This window comes from Pseudomonas imperatae (genome assembly GCF_057128625.1).
On sequence record NZ_JBSKHP010000015.1, the window covers coordinates 52,858 to 74,161 of the forward strand.

26 protein-coding genes are annotated in these 21,304 nt (G+C 64.3%); 8 read left to right on the forward strand and 18 right to left on the reverse strand.

Going from position 1 to position 21,304, the window contains the following annotated elements:
* Positions 1 to 3 precede the first annotated feature (3 nt).
* The 3 genes from ACWKWX_RS19375 to ribBA all read right to left on the reverse strand — a co-directional run bounded on the left by ACWKWX_RS19375 (position 4) and on the right by ribBA (position 3,388).
* Complete coding sequence (locus ACWKWX_RS19375) at positions 4 to 954, reverse strand: ABC transporter permease (RefSeq protein WP_483828604.1); 951 nt, start codon at positions 952 to 954, stop codon at positions 4 to 6.
* Positions 939 to 1,964: an ABC transporter substrate-binding protein gene (locus ACWKWX_RS19380; protein WP_476298535.1), complete on the reverse strand. Its 1,026-nt coding sequence runs from the start codon at positions 1,962 to 1,964 to the stop codon at positions 939 to 941. The genes ACWKWX_RS19375 and ACWKWX_RS19380 overlap by 16 nt, the downstream gene beginning before the upstream one ends.
* A 314-nt stretch (positions 1,965 to 2,278) precedes the next feature.
* Positions 2,279 to 3,388, reverse strand: a complete 1,110-nt coding sequence (gene ribBA / locus ACWKWX_RS19385) for a bifunctional 3,4-dihydroxy-2-butanone-4-phosphate synthase/GTP cyclohydrolase II (RefSeq protein WP_416422335.1) — start codon at positions 3,386 to 3,388, stop codon at positions 2,279 to 2,281.
* Positions 3,389 to 3,471: 83 nt separating this feature from the next.
* Between ribBA and ACWKWX_RS19390 the strand changes: the two genes are divergently transcribed.
* Positions 3,472 to 3,783, forward strand: coding sequence for a DUF1330 domain-containing protein (locus ACWKWX_RS19390; protein WP_416422336.1), 312 nt, complete (start codon positions 3,472 to 3,474; stop codon positions 3,781 to 3,783).
* Here the strand turns inward: ACWKWX_RS19390 and ACWKWX_RS19395 are convergent, their stop codons facing one another.
* From ACWKWX_RS19395 to ACWKWX_RS19435, 9 genes are all read right to left on the reverse strand, one after another.
* On the reverse strand, positions 3,784 to 4,347 hold the full coding sequence (locus ACWKWX_RS19395; RefSeq protein WP_483828605.1) for an NUDIX hydrolase: 564 nt from the start codon (positions 4,345 to 4,347) through the stop codon (positions 3,784 to 3,786).
* A gap of 2 nt (positions 4,348 to 4,349) precedes the next feature.
* Complete coding sequence (locus ACWKWX_RS19400) at positions 4,350 to 5,102, reverse strand: GntR family transcriptional regulator (protein WP_416422338.1); 753 nt, start codon at positions 5,100 to 5,102, stop codon at positions 4,350 to 4,352.
* Positions 5,103 to 5,319: 217 nt separating this feature from the next.
* On the reverse strand, positions 5,320 to 5,805 hold the full coding sequence (locus ACWKWX_RS19405; protein ID WP_416422339.1) for a flavin reductase family protein: 486 nt from the start codon (positions 5,803 to 5,805) through the stop codon (positions 5,320 to 5,322).
* A gap of 13 nt (positions 5,806 to 5,818) precedes the next feature.
* Positions 5,819 to 7,300: an aldehyde dehydrogenase gene (locus ACWKWX_RS19410; RefSeq protein ID WP_473005296.1), complete on the reverse strand. Its 1,482-nt coding sequence runs from the start codon at positions 7,298 to 7,300 to the stop codon at positions 5,819 to 5,821.
* On the reverse strand, positions 7,297 to 8,130 hold the full coding sequence (locus ACWKWX_RS19415) for an alpha/beta fold hydrolase (RefSeq protein ID WP_416422341.1): 834 nt from the start codon (positions 8,128 to 8,130) through the stop codon (positions 7,297 to 7,299). Before ACWKWX_RS19415 ends, ACWKWX_RS19410 begins: the two co-directional genes overlap by 4 nt.
* An 18-nt stretch (positions 8,131 to 8,148) precedes the next feature.
* Positions 8,149 to 8,739: an amino acid synthesis family protein gene (locus tag ACWKWX_RS19420; RefSeq protein WP_416422342.1), complete on the reverse strand. Its 591-nt coding sequence runs from the start codon at positions 8,737 to 8,739 to the stop codon at positions 8,149 to 8,151.
* Between the two features lie 319 nt (positions 8,740 to 9,058).
* Entirely contained in the window at positions 9,059 to 10,261 is a 1,203-nt protein-coding gene (locus tag ACWKWX_RS19425) for an SGNH/GDSL hydrolase family protein (RefSeq protein ID WP_483828606.1), read from the reverse strand.
* Positions 10,262 to 11,275: an SGNH/GDSL hydrolase family protein gene (locus tag ACWKWX_RS19430; protein ID WP_483828607.1), complete on the reverse strand. Its 1,014-nt coding sequence runs from the start codon at positions 11,273 to 11,275 to the stop codon at positions 10,262 to 10,264. It abuts the gene before it with no gap.
* Positions 11,262 to 12,665, reverse strand: coding sequence for an MBOAT family O-acyltransferase (locus ACWKWX_RS19435; RefSeq protein WP_483828608.1), 1,404 nt, complete (start codon positions 12,663 to 12,665; stop codon positions 11,262 to 11,264). Before ACWKWX_RS19435 ends, ACWKWX_RS19430 begins: the two co-directional genes overlap by 14 nt.
* 236 nt (positions 12,666 to 12,901) lie before the next feature.
* On the opposite strand from ACWKWX_RS19435, the gene ACWKWX_RS19440 reads away from it, so the two are divergent.
* Positions 12,902 to 13,093: a hypothetical protein gene (locus ACWKWX_RS19440; protein ID WP_416422346.1), complete on the forward strand. Its 192-nt coding sequence runs from the start codon at positions 12,902 to 12,904 to the stop codon at positions 13,091 to 13,093.
* 33 nt (positions 13,094 to 13,126) lie between these two features.
* Here the strand turns inward: ACWKWX_RS19440 and ACWKWX_RS19445 are convergent, their stop codons facing one another.
* Positions 13,127 to 13,987, reverse strand: a complete 861-nt coding sequence (locus ACWKWX_RS19445) for a DMT family transporter (RefSeq protein WP_483828609.1) — start codon at positions 13,985 to 13,987, stop codon at positions 13,127 to 13,129.
* Positions 13,988 to 14,081: 94 nt separating this feature from the next.
* Here ACWKWX_RS19445 and ACWKWX_RS19450 point away from each other — a divergent pair, with 94 nt between their 5' ends.
* Complete coding sequence (locus tag ACWKWX_RS19450) at positions 14,082 to 14,642, forward strand: helix-turn-helix domain-containing protein (RefSeq protein ID WP_483828610.1); 561 nt, start codon at positions 14,082 to 14,084, stop codon at positions 14,640 to 14,642.
* Between the two features lie 101 nt (positions 14,643 to 14,743).
* Here the strand turns inward: ACWKWX_RS19450 and ACWKWX_RS19455 are convergent, their stop codons facing one another.
* Positions 14,744 to 15,187 (reverse strand): peptidase associated/transthyretin-like domain-containing protein, encoded by a 444-nt coding sequence (locus ACWKWX_RS19455; RefSeq protein WP_483828611.1) that lies wholly within the window; start codon positions 15,185 to 15,187, stop codon positions 14,744 to 14,746.
* 692 nt (positions 15,188 to 15,879) lie between these two features.
* Here ACWKWX_RS19455 and ACWKWX_RS19460 point away from each other — a divergent pair.
* Together ACWKWX_RS19460 and ACWKWX_RS19465 are read left to right on the forward strand one after the other, a co-directional pair.
* Positions 15,880 to 16,119 carry a DUF6124 family protein gene (locus ACWKWX_RS19460; RefSeq protein ID WP_483828612.1) on the forward strand — a complete coding sequence of 80 codons (240 nt, stop codon included), beginning with the start codon at positions 15,880 to 15,882 and terminating at the stop codon, positions 16,117 to 16,119.
* A gap of 308 nt (positions 16,120 to 16,427) precedes the next feature.
* Positions 16,428 to 16,766 carry an acyl carrier protein gene (locus ACWKWX_RS19465; RefSeq protein WP_483828613.1) on the forward strand — a complete coding sequence of 113 codons (339 nt, stop codon included), beginning with the start codon at positions 16,428 to 16,430 and terminating at the stop codon, positions 16,764 to 16,766.
* 10 nt (positions 16,767 to 16,776) lie between these two features.
* On the opposite strand, the gene ACWKWX_RS19470 is transcribed toward ACWKWX_RS19465, so the two are convergent.
* The 3 genes from ACWKWX_RS19470 to ACWKWX_RS19480 form a co-directional block, all read right to left on the reverse strand.
* Positions 16,777 to 16,938, reverse strand: a complete 162-nt coding sequence (locus ACWKWX_RS19470; protein WP_416422353.1) for a DUF2986 domain-containing protein — start codon at positions 16,936 to 16,938, stop codon at positions 16,777 to 16,779.
* 134 nt (positions 16,939 to 17,072) lie between these two features.
* Positions 17,073 to 17,471, reverse strand: coding sequence for a nuclear transport factor 2 family protein (locus tag ACWKWX_RS19475; protein WP_483828614.1), 399 nt, complete (start codon positions 17,469 to 17,471; stop codon positions 17,073 to 17,075).
* A 101-nt stretch (positions 17,472 to 17,572) separates the two neighbouring features.
* The gene (locus ACWKWX_RS19480) at positions 17,573 to 18,505 is read right to left on the reverse strand and encodes a LysR family transcriptional regulator (RefSeq protein WP_483828615.1); all 933 of its coding nucleotides are present in this window, start codon (positions 18,503 to 18,505) and stop codon (positions 17,573 to 17,575) included.
* Positions 18,506 to 18,617: 112 nt separating this feature from the next.
* Between ACWKWX_RS19480 and ACWKWX_RS19485 the strand changes: the two genes are divergently transcribed.
* The 3 genes from ACWKWX_RS19485 to ACWKWX_RS19495 all read left to right on the forward strand — a co-directional run bounded on the left by ACWKWX_RS19485 (position 18,618) and on the right by ACWKWX_RS19495 (position 20,681).
* Positions 18,618 to 19,370: an SDR family NAD(P)-dependent oxidoreductase gene (locus ACWKWX_RS19485; RefSeq protein ID WP_473005306.1), complete on the forward strand. Its 753-nt coding sequence runs from the start codon at positions 18,618 to 18,620 to the stop codon at positions 19,368 to 19,370.
* Between the two features lie 57 nt (positions 19,371 to 19,427).
* A complete protein-coding gene (locus tag ACWKWX_RS19490) occupies positions 19,428 to 19,952 on the forward strand; it encodes a VOC family protein (RefSeq protein WP_483828616.1) in 525 nt (174 codons plus the stop codon).
* 378 nt (positions 19,953 to 20,330) lie between these two features.
* Entirely contained in the window at positions 20,331 to 20,681 is a 351-nt protein-coding gene (locus ACWKWX_RS19495) for a DUF6124 family protein (protein ID WP_483828617.1), read from the forward strand.
* A gap of 99 nt (positions 20,682 to 20,780) precedes the next feature.
* On the opposite strand, the gene ACWKWX_RS19500 is transcribed toward ACWKWX_RS19495, so the two are convergent.
* Complete coding sequence (locus ACWKWX_RS19500) at positions 20,781 to 21,239, reverse strand: hypothetical protein (RefSeq protein WP_483828618.1); 459 nt, start codon at positions 21,237 to 21,239, stop codon at positions 20,781 to 20,783.
* Positions 21,240 to 21,304 lie beyond the last annotated feature (65 nt).

The following is a 21,304-nucleotide window of genomic DNA, read 5'->3' on the forward strand; positions in this document are numbered from 1 at the left end:
GGCTTACCTCGCGTTGCTGGAGCCGACCGGGCTTTCCGGTTGCAGCTTCAGGTAGAAGTAGAACAGCACCAGGGTGATGACGATCAACAGCGCCGCCGCCGCGCTGGCCAGGCCCCAGTTGAGGAACGACTGCACCTGCTGGACGATGAACTCGGGCAGCATCATGTTCTGCGCGCCGCCCAGCAGCGCCGGCGTCACGTAGTACCCCAGGGACATCACGAACACCATCAAGGCCCCGGAGAACAGCCCCGAGCGGCACAGCGGCAGGAACACCTTGAAGAAGTTGGTCCACGGGCTGGCGCCGCAGATGGCGCCAGCCTGCAGCACCATCGGGTCGATGGCCTGCATGGTGGCCTGCAACGGCAGCACGATGAACGGGATCATGATGTAGCTCATGCCGATGACCACGCCGGTGAGGTTATGCACCATCTCCAGCGGCTGGTCGATGATGCCCATGGCCATCAGCGCCTTGTTGATCACCCCGCTGGCCTGCAGCAGCACCAGCCAGGAATAGGTACGCGCCAACAGGCTGGTCCACATCGACAGCAGCACGATGTTCAGCAGCCAGCGCCCCCAGCCGCGCGGCACCAGGGTAATCACCCAGGCCAGCGGGAAGCCCAGCAGCACGCTGAACAGGGTCACCAGGCCGGCCACCGAGAAGGTGTTGAACAGCACCCGGGCGTAGGCCGAGTTGGCGAACAGCTCCTGGTAGTTGCCCAGGCCCGGCACCGGTTCCAGCACGCCACGCAGCAGCAGGCCGATCAGCGGCGCGAAGAAGAACAGGCCCAGGAACAGCAGGGCCGGCAGCAGGTTGCGGCTGCCGCGCCAGCGTTGCGCCAGGGTGGGGGTGTTTGCCATGGCTGTCGCCTTGCCGGGTGTGGCGCCGGCGGCGCTGGGGGCGCTGCCGGTGCCGTGACGGTGGGAAGCCGCCGTCATCTTCATTTGACCAGCCATTCGTTCCACCGTGTCGCAATAGCCGGGCCGTTTTTGGCCCAGTAGGCGAAGTCGAGGGTGATCTGATCCTTAGCGTAGGCAGTGGGCAGGTTGGGCGCGAGTTCAGGCTTGAGCAGGCTCACGCTGTCCTTGTTCACCGGGGCGTAGGCGGTGAGGTTGGCGAAGTCCGCCTGGCCCTTGGCCGAGCTGGAATTGGCCAGGAACTTCATCGCTGCGTCCTTGTTTTTCGAGCCCTTGGGAATGACCAGGAAATCGGCCATGACCAGGTTCTGTTTCCAGCTCACGCCCACCGGCGCGCCGTCCTGTTGCAGGGCGTAGACGCGGCCGTTCCAGAACTGGCCGAGGCTGGCTTCACCCGAGGCCAGCAGCTGCTGCGATTGCGCGCCGCCGCCCCACCAGACGATGTCTTTCTTGATGGTGTCGAGTTTCTTGAAGGCGCGGTCCAGGTCCAGCGGGTAGAGCTTGTCGGCGGGCACGCCGTCGGCCAGCAGCGCCAGTTCCAGCACGCCAGGGCTCGGCCATTTGTACAGGGCGCGCTTGCCCGGGTAGGTCTTGGTGTCGAACAGGGCGGTCCAGTCCTGGGGCTTGCCGGCGCCCAGCTTGCCTTCGTTGTAGCCCAGCACGAAGGAGAAGTAGAACGAGCCCACGCCGTGGTCGCCGACGAAGCGCGGGTCGAGCTTGTCGCGGTCAATCACCTTGAAGTCCAGCGGTTCGAGCAGGCCTTCGGCGGCGGCGCGCAGGGCGAAGTCGGCCTCCACGTCCACCACGTCCCATTGCACGTTGCCGCTGTCGACCATGGCCTTGAGCTTGCCGTAGTCGGTGGGGCCGTCCTGCACCACCTTGATGTTGGCGGCCTTGCTGAAGGGCTCGGCCCAGGCGGCTTTCTGCGCGTCCTGGGTGCTGCCACCCCAGCTGACGAAACTCATGCTGTCGGCGGCAAATGCAACGCTTGTGGATACGGCCAGAATGCCTGCGGCGAGAACCGCGGTAGCACCTTTGTTGAACACCATTTGTACGCCCTCATTTGTTGTGTTTTGAGCGGGCTGTAGCAACGCCCGCCTTTCGGGAGCAGTGGGTCCAGGGGGACCTGGTAATGGTCGACCGCGTCAGGGCTTGTTGTTTGTGCTGTCCCTGGCGGGCGCACCTGACACATTCTTTCGGTCTACTGGAATATCATATTATGGTATTCCAAGATTTGTACAAGAGTTTCGCCTTACCGGCCATCTGCGGATGGGGACTTCGCACGGTAGAAAATGTGGGAGCTGGCTTGCCAGCGAGTTTTTGGGGCGCCGAAAAGCTCGCTGGCAAGCCAGCTCCCACAGGGTCAGAGGGTAAACGGAATGCTTTCCACCACCTCCAGGTCATACCCCGTCAGCCCCGCATACTTTAGCGGCGGCCCCAGGTGGCGCAGCTTGCCTACGCCAATGTCCTGCAGGATCTGCGCCCCGGTGCCCACCTCGGAATAGATCCGCGACTGCGAGCGGCTGTACTGCCGCGGCGGCTGGGTGAGCTGCGGCACGCGTTCCAGCAACGCCTGGGACGATTCATGGTTGGCCAGCACCACCACCACGCCACGGCCTTCCTCGGCCACCCGTTGCAGGGCGGCCCACAGGGTCCAGTTGCTGGGGCCGCTGTACTCGGCGCCGACCAGGTCGCGCAGCGGGTCGATCACGTGCACGCGCACCAGGGTAGGGTCGTCGCGGCGGATGTCGCCCATCACCATGGCCATGTGCACGCCGCCTTCGATGCGGTCTTCGTAGGTGACCAGGCGGAAGGTGCCGTGCACCGTGGGCAGGTCGCGCTCGCCGTTGCGCACGATGGTGTGCTCGGTGCTCAGGCGGTAGTGGATCAGGTCGGCGATGGTGCCGATCTTGATGCCGTGCTTGCGCGCAAACACTTCCAGGTCCGGGCGGCGGGCCATGGTGCCGTCGTCGTTCATCACCTCCACGATCACCGCTGCCGGGGTGAAGCCGGCCAGGCGCGCCAGGTCGCAGCCGGCCTCGGTGTGGCCGGCGCGGGTCAGCACGCCGCCTTCGCGGGCGCGCAGGGGGAAGATATGCCCCGGCTGGACGATGTCGTTGGCAGTGGCGCCGGCAGCCACGGCGGCCTGCACCGTGCGCGCGCGGTCGGCGGCGCTGATACCGGTCGTCACCCCGGTGGCGGCCTCGATGGACACGGTAAAGGCAGTGGCGAACACGCTGCCGTTGGCCGGCACCATCTGCTCAAGACCAAGGCGTTGGCAGTGTTCGTCGGTCAGCGTCAGGCAGATCAGGCCACGGGCTTCGCGGGCCATGAAACTGATGTCGGCGGCGGTGCAGCGGTCGGCTGCCAGCAGCAGGTCGCCTTCGTTTTCTCTATCCTCATCGTCGACCAGCAACACCATCTTGCCCTGACGGAAGTCCTCGATGATTTCTTCGGTGCTATTGAAGGCCATGTGTTGTCTCACTATGACTGGCAGGCTGTAACGTTATTCTGGTATACCATAATACAACTTGAGTCGAAACTGTCGAGGTAGTAATGAAGGCTTACTGGATCGCCCAGGTCGATGTCACCGACCCCGAGCAATACGTCGAATACACCCAGCGCGCGCCCACGGCTTTCGCCCTGTACGGGGCCAAGTTCCTGGCGCGTGGCGGGCGCAGCATTGCCATGGAAGGGCGCGAGACGCCGCAGCGCAGCGTGGTCATCGAGTTTCCCTCGTACCAGCACGCGATCGACTGCTACAACTCGCCGGAATACCAGCAGGCCAAGGCCCACCGCCAAGGGGTGGCCACGGCTGAAATCATCATAGTCGAGGGGTACCCGCTGGGGGACGACGACGCGGTGTAGTCAGCGGATGAAGTGGATCTTGCCGCTGTCGTCGTTGCCCATGTAGATGCCGTAGACCCCGGCCTGGCGTTCCTCGATATAGCGTTCGAGGATCTGCCGGATGGCCGGGTAGTAAATGGCATCCCAGGGTATTTCGTCCGGGGCGAAGAAGCGGTAGTCGAGGGTTTCCGGGCCGAAGGCGCCGGTGATCTCCACGGCGATGGCGCGGAAGATGATGTACACCTCGCTGATGCGCGGCACGCTGAAGATGGAGTAGGGCGAGACGATGTCGGCGCGCACGCCGGTCTCTTCCCACACCTCGCGCACGGCGGCCTGCTCGGTGGTTTCGCCGGCTTCCATGAAGCCTGCGGGCAGGGTCCAGGTGCCGGGGCGCGGCGGGATGGCGCGCTGGCACAGCAGGTACTTGCCGTCCTGTTCGATGATGCAGCCGGCGATGATCTTGGGGTTGACGTAGTGGATGTAGCCACAGCCCGTGCACATCAGCCGTTCATGGGTGTCGCCGGCGGGCACCTGGTTGGCCAGGCTGGCGGCGCCGCATTGCGGGCAGAAGCGCGGGCTGGGCATGATCAACTCCCTATGCGGGGTTCTTTCTGGACGATGGGGGTGGCGATGTCACGCAGCTTGCTGGTGTCGTTCTGCTTCAGGCGCAGGTAGTCCAGGGCCACCTTGGCGGCGGCGCGCACGTGGTCCACCGAGGCCTGGTGGGCGGCCAGCGGGTCGCCGCTCTTGATGGCGGCGACGATGCGCTCCATCTCTTCATTGGACGCGCCGCGGCGGTTTTCCTGGGACACCGAGGTGGCACGCAGGTAGCTGATGCGCGCCTGCAACTGGCGCAGCTGGGTGGCGGCGATGTGGTTGCCCGAGCCTTCCAGCAGCACGTCGTAGAAGCCTTGCACCGAGTCCAGCACCTGGGTCAGCTCGCCTTCGTTGAGGGCCTTGCGGTTCTCGTCCAGGGCTTTTTCCAGGGCGCGGATGTCCTTGGCCTTGGCGTTCAGGGTGAACAGCTGCACGATCAGGCCTTCGAGCACGCAGCGCAGCTCGTAGATGTCGCGGGCGTCTTCCAGGGTGATGATGGCCACGCGCGGGCCCTTGGCGTCGGCGAACTCCACCAGGCCTTCGGATTCCAGGTGGCGCAGGGCTTCACGCACCGAGGTGCGGCTCACGCCCAGGCGTTCGCACAGGTCGCGCTCCACCAGGCGGTCGCCGGGCAGCAGCTGGAAATTCATGATGGCGCTGCGCAGTTTATCCAGCACGATTTCGCGCAGGGTGACCGGGTTGCGATTGACCTTGAAGCTGTCGTCGAGGGGCAGGCGTTTCATCGGGTCCGCTCTGATTAGTTGTGGGGGTACCTCAGGGCCGGAATGCGGGCCGGACAAGGGCCGAAAATCATGGGCGAGTTTACCATGCGAATGCCACGCAACGTAGCCGCTGCCGTTAGGCTGCGCTGGCCGGGTGCCTCGCTGGAGATCTCGAGTGAACGTGAGGGCCAGCGCAGCCTGGCGGCAGCGGCTACGGGTTGTGCGATCGCCACAAGAGTCAGGTGATGGTGGGCAACGCCCCCAATTTACCCTTGTGGTACACCATCGGCGTCACCGGCTCGGTGGGCAGGATCAGGTTCTTCACCTGGCCAACGATGATGGCGTGGTCGCCGCCGTCGTATTCACGCCACAGTTCGCACTCGATGATCGCCGTGGCCTTGGCCAGCAGTGGGTTGCCCAGCTCGCTCAGGTGCCACTCGATGCCGGCGGCCTTGTCCTTGCCCTTGCCGGCGAACGCGTAGGCCTCGGCCTTCTGGTCGGCCGACAGCAGGTGAATGGCGAAGCGCTTGCTGTCGCGCAGCACCGGGTAGGTGTCGGAGGCGTAGTTGGGGCAGAACAGCACCAGCGCCGGGTCGATGGACAGGGCGCTGAAGGCGCTGGCGGTGATGCCGACGATGCCGCCGTCCGGGCCCAGGGTGGTGACCACCGTGACCCCGGAGGGGAAGGACGCCATTACTTCTTTGTAGATGCCGGGTTCGATCATGGCAGCGGGTCTCTTAACGCATCACGAAGGGGTCAGGCATGGGCGCCTGGGAGAGGTTGATCCATACCGTTTTCAGCTCGGTATAGGCCAGCACCGAATCGATGCCGCTCTCGCGGCCGTAGCCGCTGTTCTTGAAACCGCCGATGGGCGCCATGGCCGACACCGCGCGGTAGGTGTTGACCCAGATGATGCCCGAACGCACGTCGCGGGCCAAACGGTGGGCGCGGCCCAGGTCGCGGGTCCAGATGCCGGCGGCCAGGCCGAACTGCGAGTCGTTGGCGATGGCCAGCGCCTGGGCCTCGTCCTTGAAGCGGATGACCGAGGCCACCGGGCCGAAGACTTCTTCCTGCATGATCTTCATCGAGTTGCTGTCGCATTCGAACAACGTCGGCTCGTAATACCAGCCGTCGCTGCCGGTGTCGGCGCGCTTGCCGCCGGTGCGCAGGGTGGCGCCTTCGGCGATGGCCGCGGCCACCAGGCCTTCCACCACGGCCAGCTGCTGCGCGGTGGCCATGGGGCCCATCTCGCTGGTCTCGTCCTGCGGGTTGCCGATGCGAATGCGCTGGGCGCGTTCCACCAGGCGGGCGACGAATTCGTCGTAGATCTCGTCCTGCACCAGCAGGCGCGAGCCGGACACGCAGCTTTGGCCCGAAGCGGCATAGATGCCGGCCACGGCGCCGTTGATGGCGCTGTCCAGGTCGGCGTCGGCGAAGATGATGTTCGGCGACTTGCCGCCCAGCTCCAGCGACAGCTTGGCGAAGTTCTCGGCGCTGCTGCGCACCACATGGCGGGCCGTGGCGGCGCCACCGGTGAAGGCGACTTTGCGCACCAGCGGGTGGCGGGTCAGCGCCGCGCCGGTGCTGGGACCGTAGCCGGTGACCACGTTGACCACGCCCGGCGGGATGCCGGCTTCCAGCGCCAGGCGCGCCAACTGCAGGATGGTCGCCGAGGCGTGTTCCGACGGTTTGAGCACGATGGTGTTGCCGGCGGCCAGCGCCGGGGCCAGCTTGATGGCGGTGAGGTACAGCGGGCTGTTCCACGGAATGATGCCGGCCACCACGCCCATGGGTTCGTGCACGGTGTAGGCAAACAGGTCGGGCTTGTCCAGCGGCAGGGTGCCGCCTTCCAGCTTGTCGGCAAGGCCGGCGGTGTAGTGGAAGAATTCCGGCAGGTAGCCCACCTGGCCGCGGGTCTCGCGGATCAGTTTGCCGTTGTCGCGGCTTTCCAGTTGCGCCAGCTGTTCCTTGTTCTCGGCAATCAGGTCGCCCAGGCGGCGCAGCAGCTTGCCCCGCGCGGTGGCGGTCAGGCCGCGCCAGGCCGGGCTTTCAAAGGCTGTTTGCGCCGCTTGCACGGCGCGCTCCACATCGGCTTCGTCGGCGTCGGGCAACTGCGCCCAGGCTTGGGCGGTGGCCGGGTTGAGGCTGTCGAAGGTCTTGCCGGACAGGGCATCGACCCATTGGCCATCGATGCACATCTGAAAACGTTCGAGCGTCATGCAACTATCCCCTTGGCTGGGTTCTGGGTAACGAGCGCGTGGGCGAGGAAGTCCAGCAGCACCTGGTTGACCAGGCGCGGCGACTCTACCGGCATCATATGCCGTTGTTCGTCCAGCACGGCAACCTGCGCGCCGGGAATGCGCTCGGCCAGTTGGCGGGCCATCAGCGGCGTGGAGCCGGGGTCCAGCTCGCCGGTGGCGATCAGCGTCGGCACCTGGATGTTGGCCAGGTCGTCGGCGCGGTACATGTCCTGGGTGGCGAACAGTTCGTAGGTGGTGAGGTAACCCTGGGGGTCATTGCTGGCCAGGGTCTGGCGGATGGCGGCGATCTGCGCCGGGTTGGCCGCCTGGTACTCGCGGCTGAACCAGCGCGACAGGGCCGCCTCGGCGTTGGCGTCCGGGCCGTGTTCGGCAGCCTGGGCGGTGCGCGCGATCACCCCGGCACGCTGTTCGGCGCTGCGGTTGAACACGCTGTTGAGCACCACCAGCCCCGACAAGCGGGTGGGGTGGTGCAGGGCAAAGGCGCGGGCCACCAGGCCACCCATCGAGAAGCCGATGACGATGGCCTGGGGGATCTGCAGGTGGTCGAGCAGTTCCAGCAATTGATCGGCATAGCCGCCCAACGGCGTACCGCTGGCCGGGCGCGGGCTGGCGCCGTGGCCCAGCATGTCGTAGGCGATGACACTGTAATGCGGCGCCAGGCCGACAATCTGCCCGCCCCACATTTCTTTGTTCAGGCCCACGCCGTGAATCAGTATCACCGGGTGGCCTTGGCCGGTCGCCAGGTAACTGGTGCCGGCCGGGGTAGTTTCAGCGGTAGGCCGAATCATGGAACGCTCCTGCAAGCCTTAATTGTTTTTTTCAGCGGCCAGTTCTTCGAGGTCGATGTAGCGGTTGCCGATGCGCGGGTGCAGGCGGCCACCGTTGGCGGCGCCCAGCACCACCACGATCTCGTCGGCGCGCGGGGCGTCTTCGATCTGCATTTCCAGGGTGATGTAGTGCGAGCGCAGGCCTTCGTCATCCTTGTGCATCATCGGGATCTGGATGGAGGTGCCCGGGCCGCCGCGCTTGTTGGTGAAGCTCAGGTAGCTCTTGGCCTTCACCGCTTCGCGGTAGTGGTTGCCGAAGCGCAGGGTGTGGATAACTGCGGAGGCGTGTTCAATCTCGCCATCGGCGCCCACCACGGCAGCCTTGCCATAGGCCTCGATCTTGTCGGCGCCACCGATGGCAGCGGTCAGGCGCTCGACCATCAACGCGCCCAGCTCGGAGCAGTTGGCCTTGATCACCGGCTTCAGGTCTTCGACGAAACCGTTGCCCACCCAGGGGTTCTTGATCACCACGGCCAGGCCGACCATGGTTACCGGCTTGTCAGTGGCCTTGCCGCCTTCGATGAGGGTTTCCTCGGTGTAGCTGACGATCTTGCGGATTTCGAAACTCATGGCCTGCTCCATTTTAGGGATGGGATTGGTGTTGTTGTATGATGGTATACCATAATATTCTGCGTGCAAGCCCCTTTGTGCAAGGTGAGGGCAGGGCGGGGCGACAAAAGGTATTCGGTATGCCAGAAGATGACATTCCAAGAATCATAGCGCAGGAGGCGGGGGGACAAGAAGGAGCAGATGGGCGGAGCGAAAAGCGGATCACTACAATGCCGTGGCAGCGGCGTTTAGTGTGGGAGCTGGCTTGCCAGCGAGCTGTTGGGGGCCCCGAAAGCTCGCTGGCAAGCCAGCTCCCACAAGATGTTTGTTGCTACCAGAGTCAGCGAATCACGCCCTTGAGGTAGTCATACAGCCCATTGGCCACCTTGATGTACCCCTCTTTTGTGAAGTGCACCAGGTCCGGCCGCGCCAGGTCCTGGGCCTGCCAGCTGTTGATCGAGCAGTCACCGCCCATGAACGCCTGCCAGCTCCAGTACAGCGTGCGGTTCTGGCTGGCCACGCGTCGCTGCGTGTCGATCACCCCGTGCAGGCTGCGCGGCAGGCGCGCCTGGCAGCCGCTGGCGCCCTTGTTCTTGATCGAGTCCGACGCGCCGACAATCAGCAGCACGGTGCCCGGCAGCGCCTGGCGCAGTTGCTGGATGCGCTGGTTCTGCTGGCTCTCGTACAGGCCCAGGTCGAGGTCGTCGTCGAAGGCTTCGTTGGTGCCGTAGGCGATGATCAGCAGGTCAGGCTTGAGCGCCTTCAAGGTGTCCATCCAGCCGGGCTGCCACTTGTCCACCACGCTGAACTGCGCACCGTTGATGCCCAGGGTCGAGAACACCACGCCGCTGTTGTTCTGGCCCAGCACGTTCCAGCCGCCCACGGCCAGGTTCTGGCTGCTGGCGAAGGTCAGGTCCAGCGGCAGCGCCAGGTTGCCGATGGCCGGACTGAAGCGCCACTGGCCATTGGTCGCGGGTAGCGGGCGCGCTGTTTGGGTGTAGTCGTCGCGCGCCTGCAATGTGTTGTTGCTGCCGGCCTGGTACAGGGTCGAGACCCGGTAGCGCAGGTCGGTGGGCGGCGTAGGCTCCAGGTGCACGTGGGCACCGGCGGTCTGCGGCACCGACAGGTAGCCGCCCAGCGGGAAGCGGTCGCTGTGCTGGTTGCGCGCCGAGGTCAGCGCCCACTGGCTCTTGGCCGCGGTGAGGCGCACCTGGTCATAGCGGGTGCCCGGCACCGGCGTGGCGGAGATAAAGCCGATACCGCCGTTGCCGTAGTCCTGCTGGAAGCGCGTCCGCAGCTCGCCGGTGAGCAGGTCGGCGGCGGTGTGCGAATCGCCCAGCTGCACGATAGTGACCGCCTGGCGCTGGGCGTTCTTCAGCTTGTTCTGCAGCAGCCGCAGGTTAGGCTCGGCGTCGGCGGCCTTGTTCACCCGCACCACTTTCGCGGGGCTTGGCGCGGTTTGCGTGGCGACGGCCGAGACCGGGCTGCAGCCGCTCAACAGCAGGGCGCTCAGCAGCGTCATGGGGCCAGGCAGTCGGTTCATTCAACGCTCCGTTAAGTCATGGGTCTGGACATTGATCAGCGACATCACGCGCTCCGCGATCAGCTTCTGGCCAGTGGTGGTGAAATGGATGCCGTCATCGACACGGGTCTTGACCTTCTTGCCGTCGGCGCTCTCCAGGTAGGGCGAGAACGCGTCGTCGTGGTAACCCAGCACGTCGTTGGCCGACAGGTACAGCTGGCCGTAGTGCTCGGTCTCGCTCTTGTACAGGTCGCGCAGGTAGGCCATGGCAGTGGACAGCTTGTCCTTGCGCATGTTCGGTGGGCCTACCCAGATCACCTGCACGTGGTGGGCCTTGGCCAGTTCGAAGATGCTTTCCACGCGCTGGCGGTAGGACGCTTCCCAGTCGGCGCTATGGAAACGCAGGAACGGCTTGCCCTTGGCAACCGGCATGTCCCACGGGTCGTTGGGCCCCAGGAACACCACGATCAGGCGGATATTGGCGTTGGCCTGCAGGGTCTGCTGCACCGTCAGCGGCCAGTTGAAGAAGCCCGGGTAGGCGAGGCCGGTGCTCTGCTTGCTGAGGTTGACGCTGTTGATCTTGTAGCGCTTGAGCAGGGTGTTGGCCATGTGCGGCGCCACGCCCTGCATCAGCGAGTCGCCGACGAAGAATACTTCGTCGCTGGCGCTGAGGCTGGCGATGGTCAGCGGCGTGATCTTCACCGGTGCTGGCGTCTTCACCTCTGGCACCACCACCGGCACGGGCACCGGCTCAGGCTCGGCCACCACCAGCGGTGCCGGCGGCGGAGCGTCGTCCAGGCGTGCGAAAAACGCCGTGCGGGCGTCGTCCAGGGCCTCGGTCAACTGCGCCCCCGCGCTCCACGCGGGGTTGTCGCCCAGGCCCGGCACGCTGCAGTCGGCGTGGTATTTCTGCTGGCAGTACAGGCGCACGGAGGTCTGGTTCAGCCACAGCAGAATCACCGCTGCCACCACCAGCCCGGCGGCCACCTGCAACGCCTTGATGAACTGGCGGGCCACCACGTTAGAAGCTTGCATAGATGAACCCCGGCACGCCCGACGGTGAGGCAAAGATGACCATGGAAATGAACACGCCCAAGGGCACCGGGTACACCAGCCAGGGTATGTGCTGGCTGGCGGCGAACGCCTTGCGCAGGCTGCGCACCAGCCAGGGGTAGGCAGCCACCAGCGCCAGGCAGGCAAGAATGCCGCCCCACGGGCCCTGGGCCACGCCGCTGAACGGCAGGTGGGTCAGGCCCGCCAGCATGTCCTGGGTGTCTTCCAGGGTGGCGCTGCGGAAGAAGATCCAGGCGAACGCCACGTAGTGGAAGGTCAGCAGGCGCGCCAGCAGGTCGGCGCCCGGCCAGCTGCGCTCACCCGGGAAGGCGCGGCTGTACAGTTTGTAGCCGATCAGCCCCAGCCCGTGCAGTGCGCCCCAGATCAGGAAGTTGACGCTGGCGCCGTGCCACAGCCCGGAGATCACCATGGCCGCGAACAGGTTCAGGTTGCTGCGCCAGAAGCCGCGGCGGTTGCCGCCCAAGGGGATGTAGACGAAGTCGCGGATGAACTTCGACAGGCTGATGTGCCAGCGGTCCCAGAACTCCTTGAGGTTGCGCGCCAGGTACGGGTAGTCGAAGTTGCGCGGCAGGCGGAAGCCCAGCAGCAGGGCGATACCGGTGACCAGGTTGGTGTAGCCGCTGAAGTTGAAGTAAATCTGCAGCGAGTAGCCGTAGATGGCCAGCAGGATCTGTTCTGGCGAGAAACCGGTGGGCGTGTCGAACACCGGGTCCACCCAGTTGTTCGCCAGCCAGGTGCTGAACAGGAACAGCTTCACCACCGCCAGCGCCACCAGGCCCAGGGCCCGTTGCGGCTCCAGCACCTCGCGCGGCGCCGTGGGGCGGATCTGCGGCAGCAGGTGCTCGGCGCGGTTCACCGGGCCGGCGATCAGGCTGGGGAAGAACGCCAGGTACAGCGCCAGGTCCAGCGGCGCCGCCGGCTTCAGCGTGCCGCGGTTGATGCCCATCAGGTAGCTGACCGAGTGGAAAATGTAGAACGACATCCCCACCGGCAGCAGCACTTCCATCAGCGGCAGCGCCACGTCCAGGCCCATGGCTTGCAAGCCCTGCTGCGCGCCACTGACGAAAAAGTCCTGGTACTTGAAGAAGTAGAAACAGCCCAGCACCAGCGCCAGGATCGCCCCATAGGTCAGCCGCCGGCCAGGGTAGCGCGCGCTCAGCTGCCCCAGCCCGAACACTGCCGCGCTGTAGCCCAGCAGGATGTACAGGAAGTTCAGGTTGAAGCTGGCCAGAATCCCGTAGCTGGCCGCCAGCAACAACAGGTTCTGCACGCGCAGGCTGAAGTTCAGGCACCAGTACAGCAGGAAAAATACAATGAAGCAGAGACCGAATTCGATCGAAAAGTAGCTCATCAACGTAGTCCGTTACGCAGTCTGCGGCAGCAGGAGGGGCGCGTTTTCAAGCGCTGGGCCGCAAATCAGGGCGCGGATTATGTCAGAGCGCCATCCCCGCCAACAAGCAGGTCGGGGATGAACTTTCGTGCTGGTGGTTGGCGCTTTTGTCCGACATTCCGACATGCGGCAGCCTTGTCGAAAACCATTTTTCCGACCCTTTGCTAGGCTTTTCCTTTCAACCAAAGGAGGTGGTTATGGACCGCTCAAACAGTGATCGTTCACGTATGGCCGCTATGGATAGCGCAGTGGTCAGGGAAAATCTGTACCAGGAATGGGACAGCGGGGAAGTGATAGAACAGCCATGGGGCACCGCGCGCGGAGGGGCAGCAGGCTACCTGCGCCATGAAGCCGGGTACAACATGGAAGAGGAAGAAGAGGAAGAGTAAGGCTTGAGCAAGGCGGTGGTGGCAGGTGGTTGGTCACCGCCGCTGCTTTGGCTGCAAGGTCATGCCGGCTGCGGCCGCCAGAATCAACACCCCGCCAGCGTATTGCCCCACTGACAGGCTGTGGCCCAGCGCCAGCCGGTCCACCAGCACCGCCACCACTGGGTAGATAAACGACAGCGCGCCGACCAGGGCTGTCGGAATTTTCTGCAGCGCCCCATAAAGCAGTGTCGACATCAACCCCGTATGGATCAGGCCGATGGCCAGCAGGCAGGCCCAGGTTTGCAGCGGCGGCTGGGCGCTGGTCACCGCTGCAAAAGGCGCCAGCATCACGCACCCTACCGCCATCTGAATCAGCACGATCAGGTGGGGAGGCATGCCTGTCAGCCGCTTGGTGATCGCGGCCGTCAGCGCATAAAAGAACGCCGCGCCCAAGGCCATGGCCACGCCGGCCAGGTAGTCGCCTGGTCCGTTTGCCTGGCCGTTGACCACCAGTAGCAGCCCCATGAACGCGGCCGCCAGCCACGCCCACGTCCTTGCGTTGACGCGCTCCTTGAACACCAGCACGCCCAACGCCACCAGCATGAACGGCTGGGTGTGATACACCACCGTGGCCACCGCAATGGACGCGCGCGAATAGGCGCCGAACAGCAGCACCCAGTTCAGCACCAAGGCCACGCCACCCACCGCCGCCAGCAGCAATTGCCTTGGTGTGGTGGCGACCTTGAACGCGCCCCGCAGCACGCACGCCACCAGCATTGCCAACGCGCCGAACGCGCAGCGCCAGAACACCACCGTGGCCGCCGGCTGCCCGGCCATCAGCACAAACCAGCCGACCGTGCCGGAAATCAGCATGGCCCCGGTCATCTCCAGCGTGCCGCGTGTCCTGCCATCCATGGTGTGGTTTTCCTGTCATAACGAACGAATGGACGATATGCTGAACGCCTGATAATTGTTCGTCAAGATGAACGAACGGATGATTTGGTGAACGATGACTGACCCGACCTTGAGCCCCATTGCCTTGCTGTCTAGCTCCATCCGCCGCGAGCGCGAGCGTGCGGGGCTGTCCGTGACCGATCTGGCCAAGCGCGCCAGCGTGGCCAAATCCACCCTGTCGCAGCTGGAGTCCGGCACCGGCAACCCCAGCCTGGAAACCCTGTGGGCCCTGGCGCTGGCACTGGACGTGCCGGTCAGCCGGCTGATCGCCCAGCCCAGCCAGCACGTGCAGGTGATTCGCGCGAACGAGGGCGCGGCTGCCGAGTCCGAACAGGCCAACTACGCCGCCACCCTGCTGGCCGCCTGCCCGGCGGGCGCGCCGCGGGACATCTACCGGGTCAAGGTGTTGCCGGGCGAACCCCGAGTCTCCCGGGCCCATGGGCCGGGCACCCTCGAGCACGTCATCATCTGCAGCGGCACCGCACGGGTCGGCCCGGTGGGGCGGGCGGTGGAGGTGACGGTGGGGGACTACGTGCGGTATTCGGCGGATGGGCCCCATGAGTTTGAGGCGGTGGGTGGGGAGGTGGTGGCGGTGATGGTTATCGAGCAACCCTAACCCACCCTGTAGCAGCGGCCGTAGGCCGCGTCCCAGACGCCGCGCATATACCGGCAAATCGCGGTGCCTGCCTGACGCAGCCTGCGGCAGCTGCTACGGGGCTACATGGCTTTCCAGTGCACGTTCACTGCCTGATGCTTGCCTGTGCTCAGGTCGACCGGGGTGCGCATTTCATGGCCATCCAACTGCGACACCACCTGGTACTTCCCGGCGGGCAGCTGCACCAGCAACATCGGCCCTGCATCATCCACGCTCAGCACTTGCTTGCCCTGGGCGTTCTGAATGCTGACCTTGATGCCTGACTCATACTTGTTGTCCGCCCCTGCGGAGAACGTCAGCTGCAGGCTGTAGCCGTGCTCTTTCTGGATGGCACACGATTCATCGATGCCAATACCGCCGGACATATACGCGACGCCGTTCTGGTTCATCGGCTCCAGGTGCACCCCGGCAGGGTCCACCGGCTCAGTGCAGGCCGCCTGCACCGGCCCGCAGGCCAGGCCTGCCAGCATGACGCCGGACAGCGTGAGTAATCGCAACGCTTGCATGATCACCACTCCCGAGCCCACGCAGGGCTCCGTCTAGACGATGCCACCTGTGAATCCAGTGCCGTGGGCGGTGGCAGCAGTTGGCACCGGTTACTTGGTTAAGACTGCGGGCGGGGGGCGATTGTTCGAAGGGCAGTGGTGATAAACGGTAAATGGAAGGGCAGTGCTGATGCACGACGCCCCGTAGCAGCTGCCGCAGGCTGCGTCTGGGGGCAATGGGGTGTTCCTGGGAATGCGCGGTGCTTTCTGACGCGGCCTGGTGGCCGCTGCTACGGGACGGTGTTCGGTGCGCGCCTAGGCGCTGCCGCCGAAATCCCCTGCCAGGCAAAGCCTTCCCAGACATTTCCCACATCCTTCGTAGTTATGCCCTACACCAATCCCGGCTCGGTAGTGCGCTAGCATAGGCACCGTCCGACAGGCGTCCGCAATTCCCAGTGATAGCCTTCCCCTGCCGCTGAAAACCAGCGGTCGGGTGTGAGAACCCGTCGGAAAATCGGAGCGCAGCCAGCCATCCCGCTGGCTGTTCTGTCGCTGCATGCTCGCTCTATGGCAGCTGCACGCGGGCGGGCCTTGGCCCGACCGGGTTTCCCGTATTTCCCTGGTTCTCACCCTGCGTGCGGCTGCCACCCAATTCTGTGAGAAGGCTTGGGTGGTTGGCGCTTTACGTTGGTTCAGGAAATACGGAGATGTCCATGAATGACGCTTTAACGAATCGAGCCCTCCCTGCATCCCTCTTCCGCGTGCGTTATGACGTCAGCGCCGAGGAGGTGCTGCTGCATCTGTCGGAAGTGCTGCGGGTGGGGGAGGCGGCGGCTTACGAGCTGACGGAAAACCCGGGTTTCAACGCCGGAGGATTGGCCTTGGCCGTGGTGCATGCCATGGAAGCGGCGCAGGTGTTGGTGGGGCGGTTGCTGGAGATGGAGGCTGCGTAACCAACGCGTAGCCGCTGCCGCCAGGCTGCGCTGGCCCTTGCTGTAAATTCCACGTGCAGAATACGGCCCAAATCAGCAGTTACAATTTCTACGCTAATGCGGAAAAGCAGGGGGTGTTACCCTCTGCGGCTCCACGGAGAAAATTAAAAGGTTGTTGCATGCTGCACGAGACAGACCTGCCGATGTCAGTTTTACTGGGCGTGGATGAGCTGCGGCGGACCGGTCTGAAATTGGCACCTTCTTCGCAAATCATCGTCTGGCAGTATTCGATTTAATCAGCATCGGTCTGTGTGCATACGAGGCCAAAAATGCAAAGTGATACCCCCAGGCAAGCGCTGGTCACCGCCGTCATCGATATTTTCGTCAGCACCATCGGCTTCATCCCGCGTGACAAGGTCAACGAGCACACCCGCTTCCTGACCGACTTCAAAATCATCGACGATGACCTGACAGTATTTGTCCTGGAGGTGCAGAAGGCATTTCCCCTGAACGCCCCCCGCGAAGACTGGCAAGCCATCGAGACCATCGGCCAAATCGCCGATTTGATCATCCGTTGCCGTGAGCACCCCGAAGATTATCCCCCGCAGCCGCCCAGCCGGCTCAAGCGCACGCTAGCATCGCTCAAACAAAAATTGTCGGGCACCTGAGCAGGCCAGCTCAAACTTCAGCGGCATCCCCCGCAACCTGCTCCGCCTCCAACGCCAGCTTCGCCCGGTCCGCCTTGCTGATGTACTGCGGCTTGCTCTTGGGCGCCAGCTTGGCGTTGGCCTTCTTGGCGTTGGCTTTGAGGATTTGATTGATTTTCTTGCGACGGTTCATGGTGTTTGCTCAGGCTGGAGGGCGTTACGGTGTTTCCATGGGATGCATGGTGCCAGAGCCGGGTAAAACCATGTAATAGAAATTGCGCAAACGGTACCGGCAGCCGCGGTTGCCCGGGCTGCCAGTGGGGCATCTTATTCCACCGGCGCGAAAGCCTGCGCTGCCGCCATCGTGTCCAACGACTCGCGCAGCAACTGGATCTTGCCATCGCGCGCCACCAGCCGCCCGGCATACAGCTGCCGATAAACCCGCCCGGTCGCCGGCACCAGGGCCTCCACGCTGTACTCGGCAAACGCCTGGTCAGGCGTGTCGATCAAGAACCGCACGTTGTGGAACTTGAATCCAGGCACCTTGCCCAGCAACGACCCGATAAACCCGGCGATCGCCTGCGGCCCCTGCACATGGTGGGGAATGCCCAGCGACTGCAGGTACGGCAGCTCCAGCACGCCATCGTCGGCGAACAGCGCAGCGGCGGCCTGGGGTGACTGAATGGATTCAAGATACGACTGAAGCAGTTCGACGGCGTTTTTCATGGTGGCGTTCTCCTTGAGGTGGGCACGTTGCTGTGTGCCTGTGCGCTCACAGTAAGGGAGTGGCCAGTCAGTTAAAATGGCAATTATAGAAAGCCATCATTTCATTTTTGTTCATTTGGTTTGGGCCAACGCCACACCGGTTCCGCCAAATGCTGCGCAAAGAAATCCGACAGCGCCTTGATCTTCACCGGCCGCGTGCGCGCCGACGGCGTGACGAAATACAGCCCGCCACGCGCCATGCTCCACTCCGGCAGTAGCGCCACCAGGCGCCCATCCGCCAGGTACTCGCTGGCAATGAACTCCGGCAGCTCGGCAATCGCCAGGCCTTCCAGCAACGCCGGCAACAACACGTCCGAGTTCGTCACCCGCAACGGCCCGCTGGGCACCACGTCTTCTTCAGTGCCGCTTACATGGGTAAAGCGCCACACCTGGCTGCGCGCGCGGTAGGCGTAACTCAGGCAGGCCCGGCTCGCCAGTTCGCGCGGGTGCTGCGGCATGCCGTGCGCCGCCAGGTAGGCCGGCGACGCCACCAGATACTGCGTCACCGCACAAATGCGCCGCGCCACCAGGGACGAGTCAGGCATCACCGCAATGCGCAGCGCCGCATCGAAGCCCTCGGCAATCAGGTCCACCGCGGCATCCGACAGGTGCAAGTCCACCGACAGCTCCGGGTACTGGCGCATCAACTGCGGCATCAGCGGCGCCACCCAGCGCAGCCCGAACGACATCGGCACCGCCAGCCGTACCTGCCCACGCGGCTGCACCGACAACTCCTGGGCCTCGCTCTCCACCTCTTCAGCCTGGCGGTAAATGTCCCCCGCCTTGGCCGCCATGCTGGCGCCGAATTCGGTCAACGACAGTTGCCGCGACGTACGGTTGAACAGCCGCCCGCCCAAACGCTCCTCCAGCCGCGCCACCGCCCGCGACACCGTGGGCACCGACACACTCATGACCCGCGCCGCCGCCGCGAACGAACCTTCCTCCGCCACCTTGGCGAACATGGCCAGACCTTCGAAATCGGGAAGTTTGCTCATTTCAAATCTGCAATGATGAGTTTCAGATGATTCTATTTTGAAACGCAACGGCCGTCGATATGCTTCTCCCACACCGCAACACAACCTAACGATTCAACCCTGGAGAAACATCATGGCTCGCAAACTTGAAGGCAAAATCGCACTGGTCACCGGCGGCACCACTGGCATCGGCCTGGCCACCGCCAAACGCTTCGCCGCCGAAGGCGCCCACGTCTACATCACCGGCCGTCGCCAGGCCGAACTCGACGCCGCCGTGGCCGAAGTCGGCAACGCCACCGGCGTGCAAGTCGACTCCACCCGCCTGGACCAGCTGGACAGCCTATACGCCCAGATCGGCGCCACCCACGGCCACCTCGACGTGCTGTTCGCCAACGCCGGCGGCGGCTCCATGGTGCCCCTGGGCGAGATCACCGAACAGCACTACGACGACACCTTCGACCGCAACGTCAAAGGCGTACTGTTCACCGTACAAAAGGCCCTGCCACTGCTGGCCAAAAACGCCTCGGTGATCCTCACCGGCTCCACCGCCGGCAGCTCGGGGACCGCCGCCTTCAGCGTCTACGCCGCCTCGAAGGCCGCCGTAAGGTCCTTCGCCCGCAACTGGATACTGGACCTGAAAGACCGCCACGTGCGCATCAACACCATCAGCCCCGGCGCCACCCGCACCCCCGGCCTGGTCGACCTGGCCGGCCCCGACGCTGCGCAACAGCAAGGCCTGCTCGACTACCTGGCCTCGCTCATCCCCATGGGCCGCGTCGGCGAAGCCGAAGAAATCGCCAGCGCCGCGCTGTTCCTGGCCTCGGACGACGCCAGCTTCGTCAACGGCATTGAACTGTTCGTGGATGGCGGCCAAGCCCAGGTCTGACCCACGCGCCGGGCGGCCCACCCCAGGCCGCCCGCCCACTCAAAGGAGGTGCTTCACATGCGTATGCCAAAACTCGCCGCACTTGCCCTCAGCCTGCTGCTGGGCGCCGCCGCCCAAGCCGCCACCCCGCCCACCCTGGCGGTGTCCACCATCGACCACGTCGGCATGAACGTGCCCGACATCGACGCCGCCACGCGCTTTTTCACCGACCTGATGGGCGCCAAGGTGATCTCCGACATGCAGCCAGGCAGCATTCCGAGCCAGTGGAAAGCCCAGTTCCGCTGGCATGCTTCCAGCGACCTGCAGCGCTTCGTGATGCTGCAACTACAGGGCGGCGCCAAGCTTGAACTGTTCCAGTACCGCGGCACCGAAATCAACCGCCAGCAGCCCCATGGTGATGATGCGGGTGCCAGCCACGTCGCGCTGAAGACCGACGACATCGACGGCAGCCTGGCGCTGTTGAAGGGCAGGGGCGTGACCATTCTCAATGAGCCGATCACTAACCCGGATGGGATTCGTTGGTTCTACTTTCAGACGCCGTGGGGGGCGCAGGTTGAGTTGGTGGCGTTGCCTAAAGCGTGATCTGTTTGGGACAGTGGAAAGGTGTAGGACAGATCCTACAAAGTCTGCGATAATCGCCTTACGGCTTTGAAATGATTGCTAAAAGTTTCCATGTTTCGCTTTCATGATTGGCGCTTGCGCTGGTTTTTTTCTGGGGCTACTCTCCGGTCGCCGCTACTTATCAGCGGTCGGGTTTAGTCGCTCGGAACAGAGCCAGGCGCGTAAAGCGCCCTCCTGAAGTGTTGCCGGCAGGTTTGCCAGCAGCGTTTTATGGTGATCGTACGTGGGGCGCTTCGGCGCGCCGGGTGCTGGCTACCGGTCGACTAACCCGCGTACGGTCGCCTCCCTTCGTTTAGTCGCGAAGGCGGCGGCTTCAGTTGCACCAGCCAGAGGTACACCATGTTCAAGCCGGTCCCCGATCCACCCGCGCCACCCGAAACCTTCGCCGCCGAAGGCATCTCCCCTTACACCACCCACCCCGTCCCCCTGAGCCCCCACGTCACCGCCCACCACGCCTTCGGCCCCTGCGTAGGCGACATGCCCATCTTCGCCGTACGCGAAGGCATGCCACTCGAAGAAGTCCTGGTACAAGCCAGCGCCTACCTGCGCAGCGCCAGTGCCGGCGCCACCGAACTGGTGGAAAACTGCCCAGAGGAATGGCGCGCGTTGGCGCGGAACGTGGAGCACGTGAGTGAAATAGCGCGGGCGTTGGTGGAGGCGGCTATTGCGGGGCTGCCCAAGGCACGGTAGCCCAGGCTGCCACACCCCGTAGCCGCTGCCGCAGGCTGCGCTGGCCCTTGCCTACGCCAACAAACTCAAGCGAAGCAAAGCCCCCAGCGCAGCCTCACCTCACTGCCCCAAACGGCTGAGGCTAGCCCCCCGAAACTCCCCCGCAGCCCAGCGTCGATCAAACTCATTCTTCTCGTTGGTCTTGTACGTCAGGCACTTCACCATCTGCGCATCCGTACGCCAGTTATCACACCCCTCGGGGTCATGGTAATAGCGGTCCCAGGCAACGTTCTTGGCCCGATCCTCGATAGCCTGGCGCAGCGCCTGTTCCTCATACTGCTGCCTAGCCAACCGCGCAGCCTGCGCGTCCGCCGCCTTCTTCTGCTGCGCCAGCATCAACTGACGCTGCTGCTGAGCTTGAGCCTGCTGCAGCGTGGCCTCGATCTGTTTGATCTGCTGGGTGGCGACATACTCCAGCACCGCGAGCCGGGCGAAATAGAAGGCAATGGCAATGACCGCGACCGCAGCCGCGTTGATCAGATAGGACTCAGCGTTGGGTCGTGCCCGGCGTCTTGCCATGGGAAGGCTTCCTTGAGTGATGGCACATGCTAATCACCTGAGGGGATGGGTTCAACGTTGGTAGC

Coding starts and splice junctions, on each gene's coding strand:
- ACWKWX_RS19375 (WP_483828604.1), bottom strand. CDS start 954: ATGGCTGGTCAAATGAAGATGACGGCGGCTTCCCACCGTCACGGCACC.
- ACWKWX_RS19380 (WP_476298535.1), bottom strand. CDS start 1,964: ATGGTGTTCAACAAAGGTGCTACCGCGGTTCTCGCCGCAGGCATTCTG.
- ribBA (WP_416422335.1), bottom strand. CDS start 3,388: ATGGCCTTCAATAGCACCGAAGAAATCATCGAGGACTTCCGTCAGGGC.
- ACWKWX_RS19390 (WP_416422336.1), top strand. CDS start 3,472: ATGAAGGCTTACTGGATCGCCCAGGTCGATGTCACCGACCCCGAGCAA.
- ACWKWX_RS19395 (WP_483828605.1), bottom strand. CDS start 4,347: ATGCCCAGCCCGCGCTTCTGCCCGCAATGCGGCGCCGCCAGCCTGGCC.
- ACWKWX_RS19400 (WP_416422338.1), bottom strand. CDS start 5,102: ATGAAACGCCTGCCCCTCGACGACAGCTTCAAGGTCAATCGCAACCCG.
- ACWKWX_RS19405 (WP_416422339.1), bottom strand. CDS start 5,805: ATGATCGAACCCGGCATCTACAAAGAAGTAATGGCGTCCTTCCCCTCC.
- ACWKWX_RS19410 (WP_473005296.1), bottom strand. CDS start 7,300: ATGACGCTCGAACGTTTTCAGATGTGCATCGATGGCCAATGGGTCGAT.
- ACWKWX_RS19415 (WP_416422341.1), bottom strand. CDS start 8,130: ATGATTCGGCCTACCGCTGAAACTACCCCGGCCGGCACCAGTTACCTG.
- ACWKWX_RS19420 (WP_416422342.1), bottom strand. CDS start 8,739: ATGAGTTTCGAAATCCGCAAGATCGTCAGCTACACCGAGGAAACCCTC.
- ACWKWX_RS19425 (WP_483828606.1), bottom strand. CDS start 10,261: ATGAACCGACTGCCTGGCCCCATGACGCTGCTGAGCGCCCTGCTGTTG.
- ACWKWX_RS19430 (WP_483828607.1), bottom strand. CDS start 11,275: ATGCAAGCTTCTAACGTGGTGGCCCGCCAGTTCATCAAGGCGTTGCAG.
- ACWKWX_RS19435 (WP_483828608.1), bottom strand. CDS start 12,665: ATGAGCTACTTTTCGATCGAATTCGGTCTCTGCTTCATTGTATTTTTC.
- ACWKWX_RS19440 (WP_416422346.1), top strand. CDS start 12,902: ATGGACCGCTCAAACAGTGATCGTTCACGTATGGCCGCTATGGATAGC.
- ACWKWX_RS19445 (WP_483828609.1), bottom strand. CDS start 13,987: ATGGATGGCAGGACACGCGGCACGCTGGAGATGACCGGGGCCATGCTG.
- ACWKWX_RS19450 (WP_483828610.1), top strand. CDS start 14,082: ATGACTGACCCGACCTTGAGCCCCATTGCCTTGCTGTCTAGCTCCATC.
- ACWKWX_RS19455 (WP_483828611.1), bottom strand. CDS start 15,187: ATGCAAGCGTTGCGATTACTCACGCTGTCCGGCGTCATGCTGGCAGGC.
- ACWKWX_RS19460 (WP_483828612.1), top strand. CDS start 15,880: ATGAATGACGCTTTAACGAATCGAGCCCTCCCTGCATCCCTCTTCCGC.
- ACWKWX_RS19465 (WP_483828613.1), top strand. CDS start 16,428: ATGCAAAGTGATACCCCCAGGCAAGCGCTGGTCACCGCCGTCATCGAT.
- ACWKWX_RS19470 (WP_416422353.1), bottom strand. CDS start 16,938: ATGAACCGTCGCAAGAAAATCAATCAAATCCTCAAAGCCAACGCCAAG.
- ACWKWX_RS19475 (WP_483828614.1), bottom strand. CDS start 17,471: ATGAAAAACGCCGTCGAACTGCTTCAGTCGTATCTTGAATCCATTCAG.
- ACWKWX_RS19480 (WP_483828615.1), bottom strand. CDS start 18,505: ATGAGCAAACTTCCCGATTTCGAAGGTCTGGCCATGTTCGCCAAGGTG.
- ACWKWX_RS19485 (WP_473005306.1), top strand. CDS start 18,618: ATGGCTCGCAAACTTGAAGGCAAAATCGCACTGGTCACCGGCGGCACC.
- ACWKWX_RS19490 (WP_483828616.1), top strand. CDS start 19,428: ATGCGTATGCCAAAACTCGCCGCACTTGCCCTCAGCCTGCTGCTGGGC.
- ACWKWX_RS19495 (WP_483828617.1), top strand. CDS start 20,331: ATGTTCAAGCCGGTCCCCGATCCACCCGCGCCACCCGAAACCTTCGCC.
- ACWKWX_RS19500 (WP_483828618.1), bottom strand. CDS start 21,239: ATGGCAAGACGCCGGGCACGACCCAACGCTGAGTCCTATCTGATCAAC.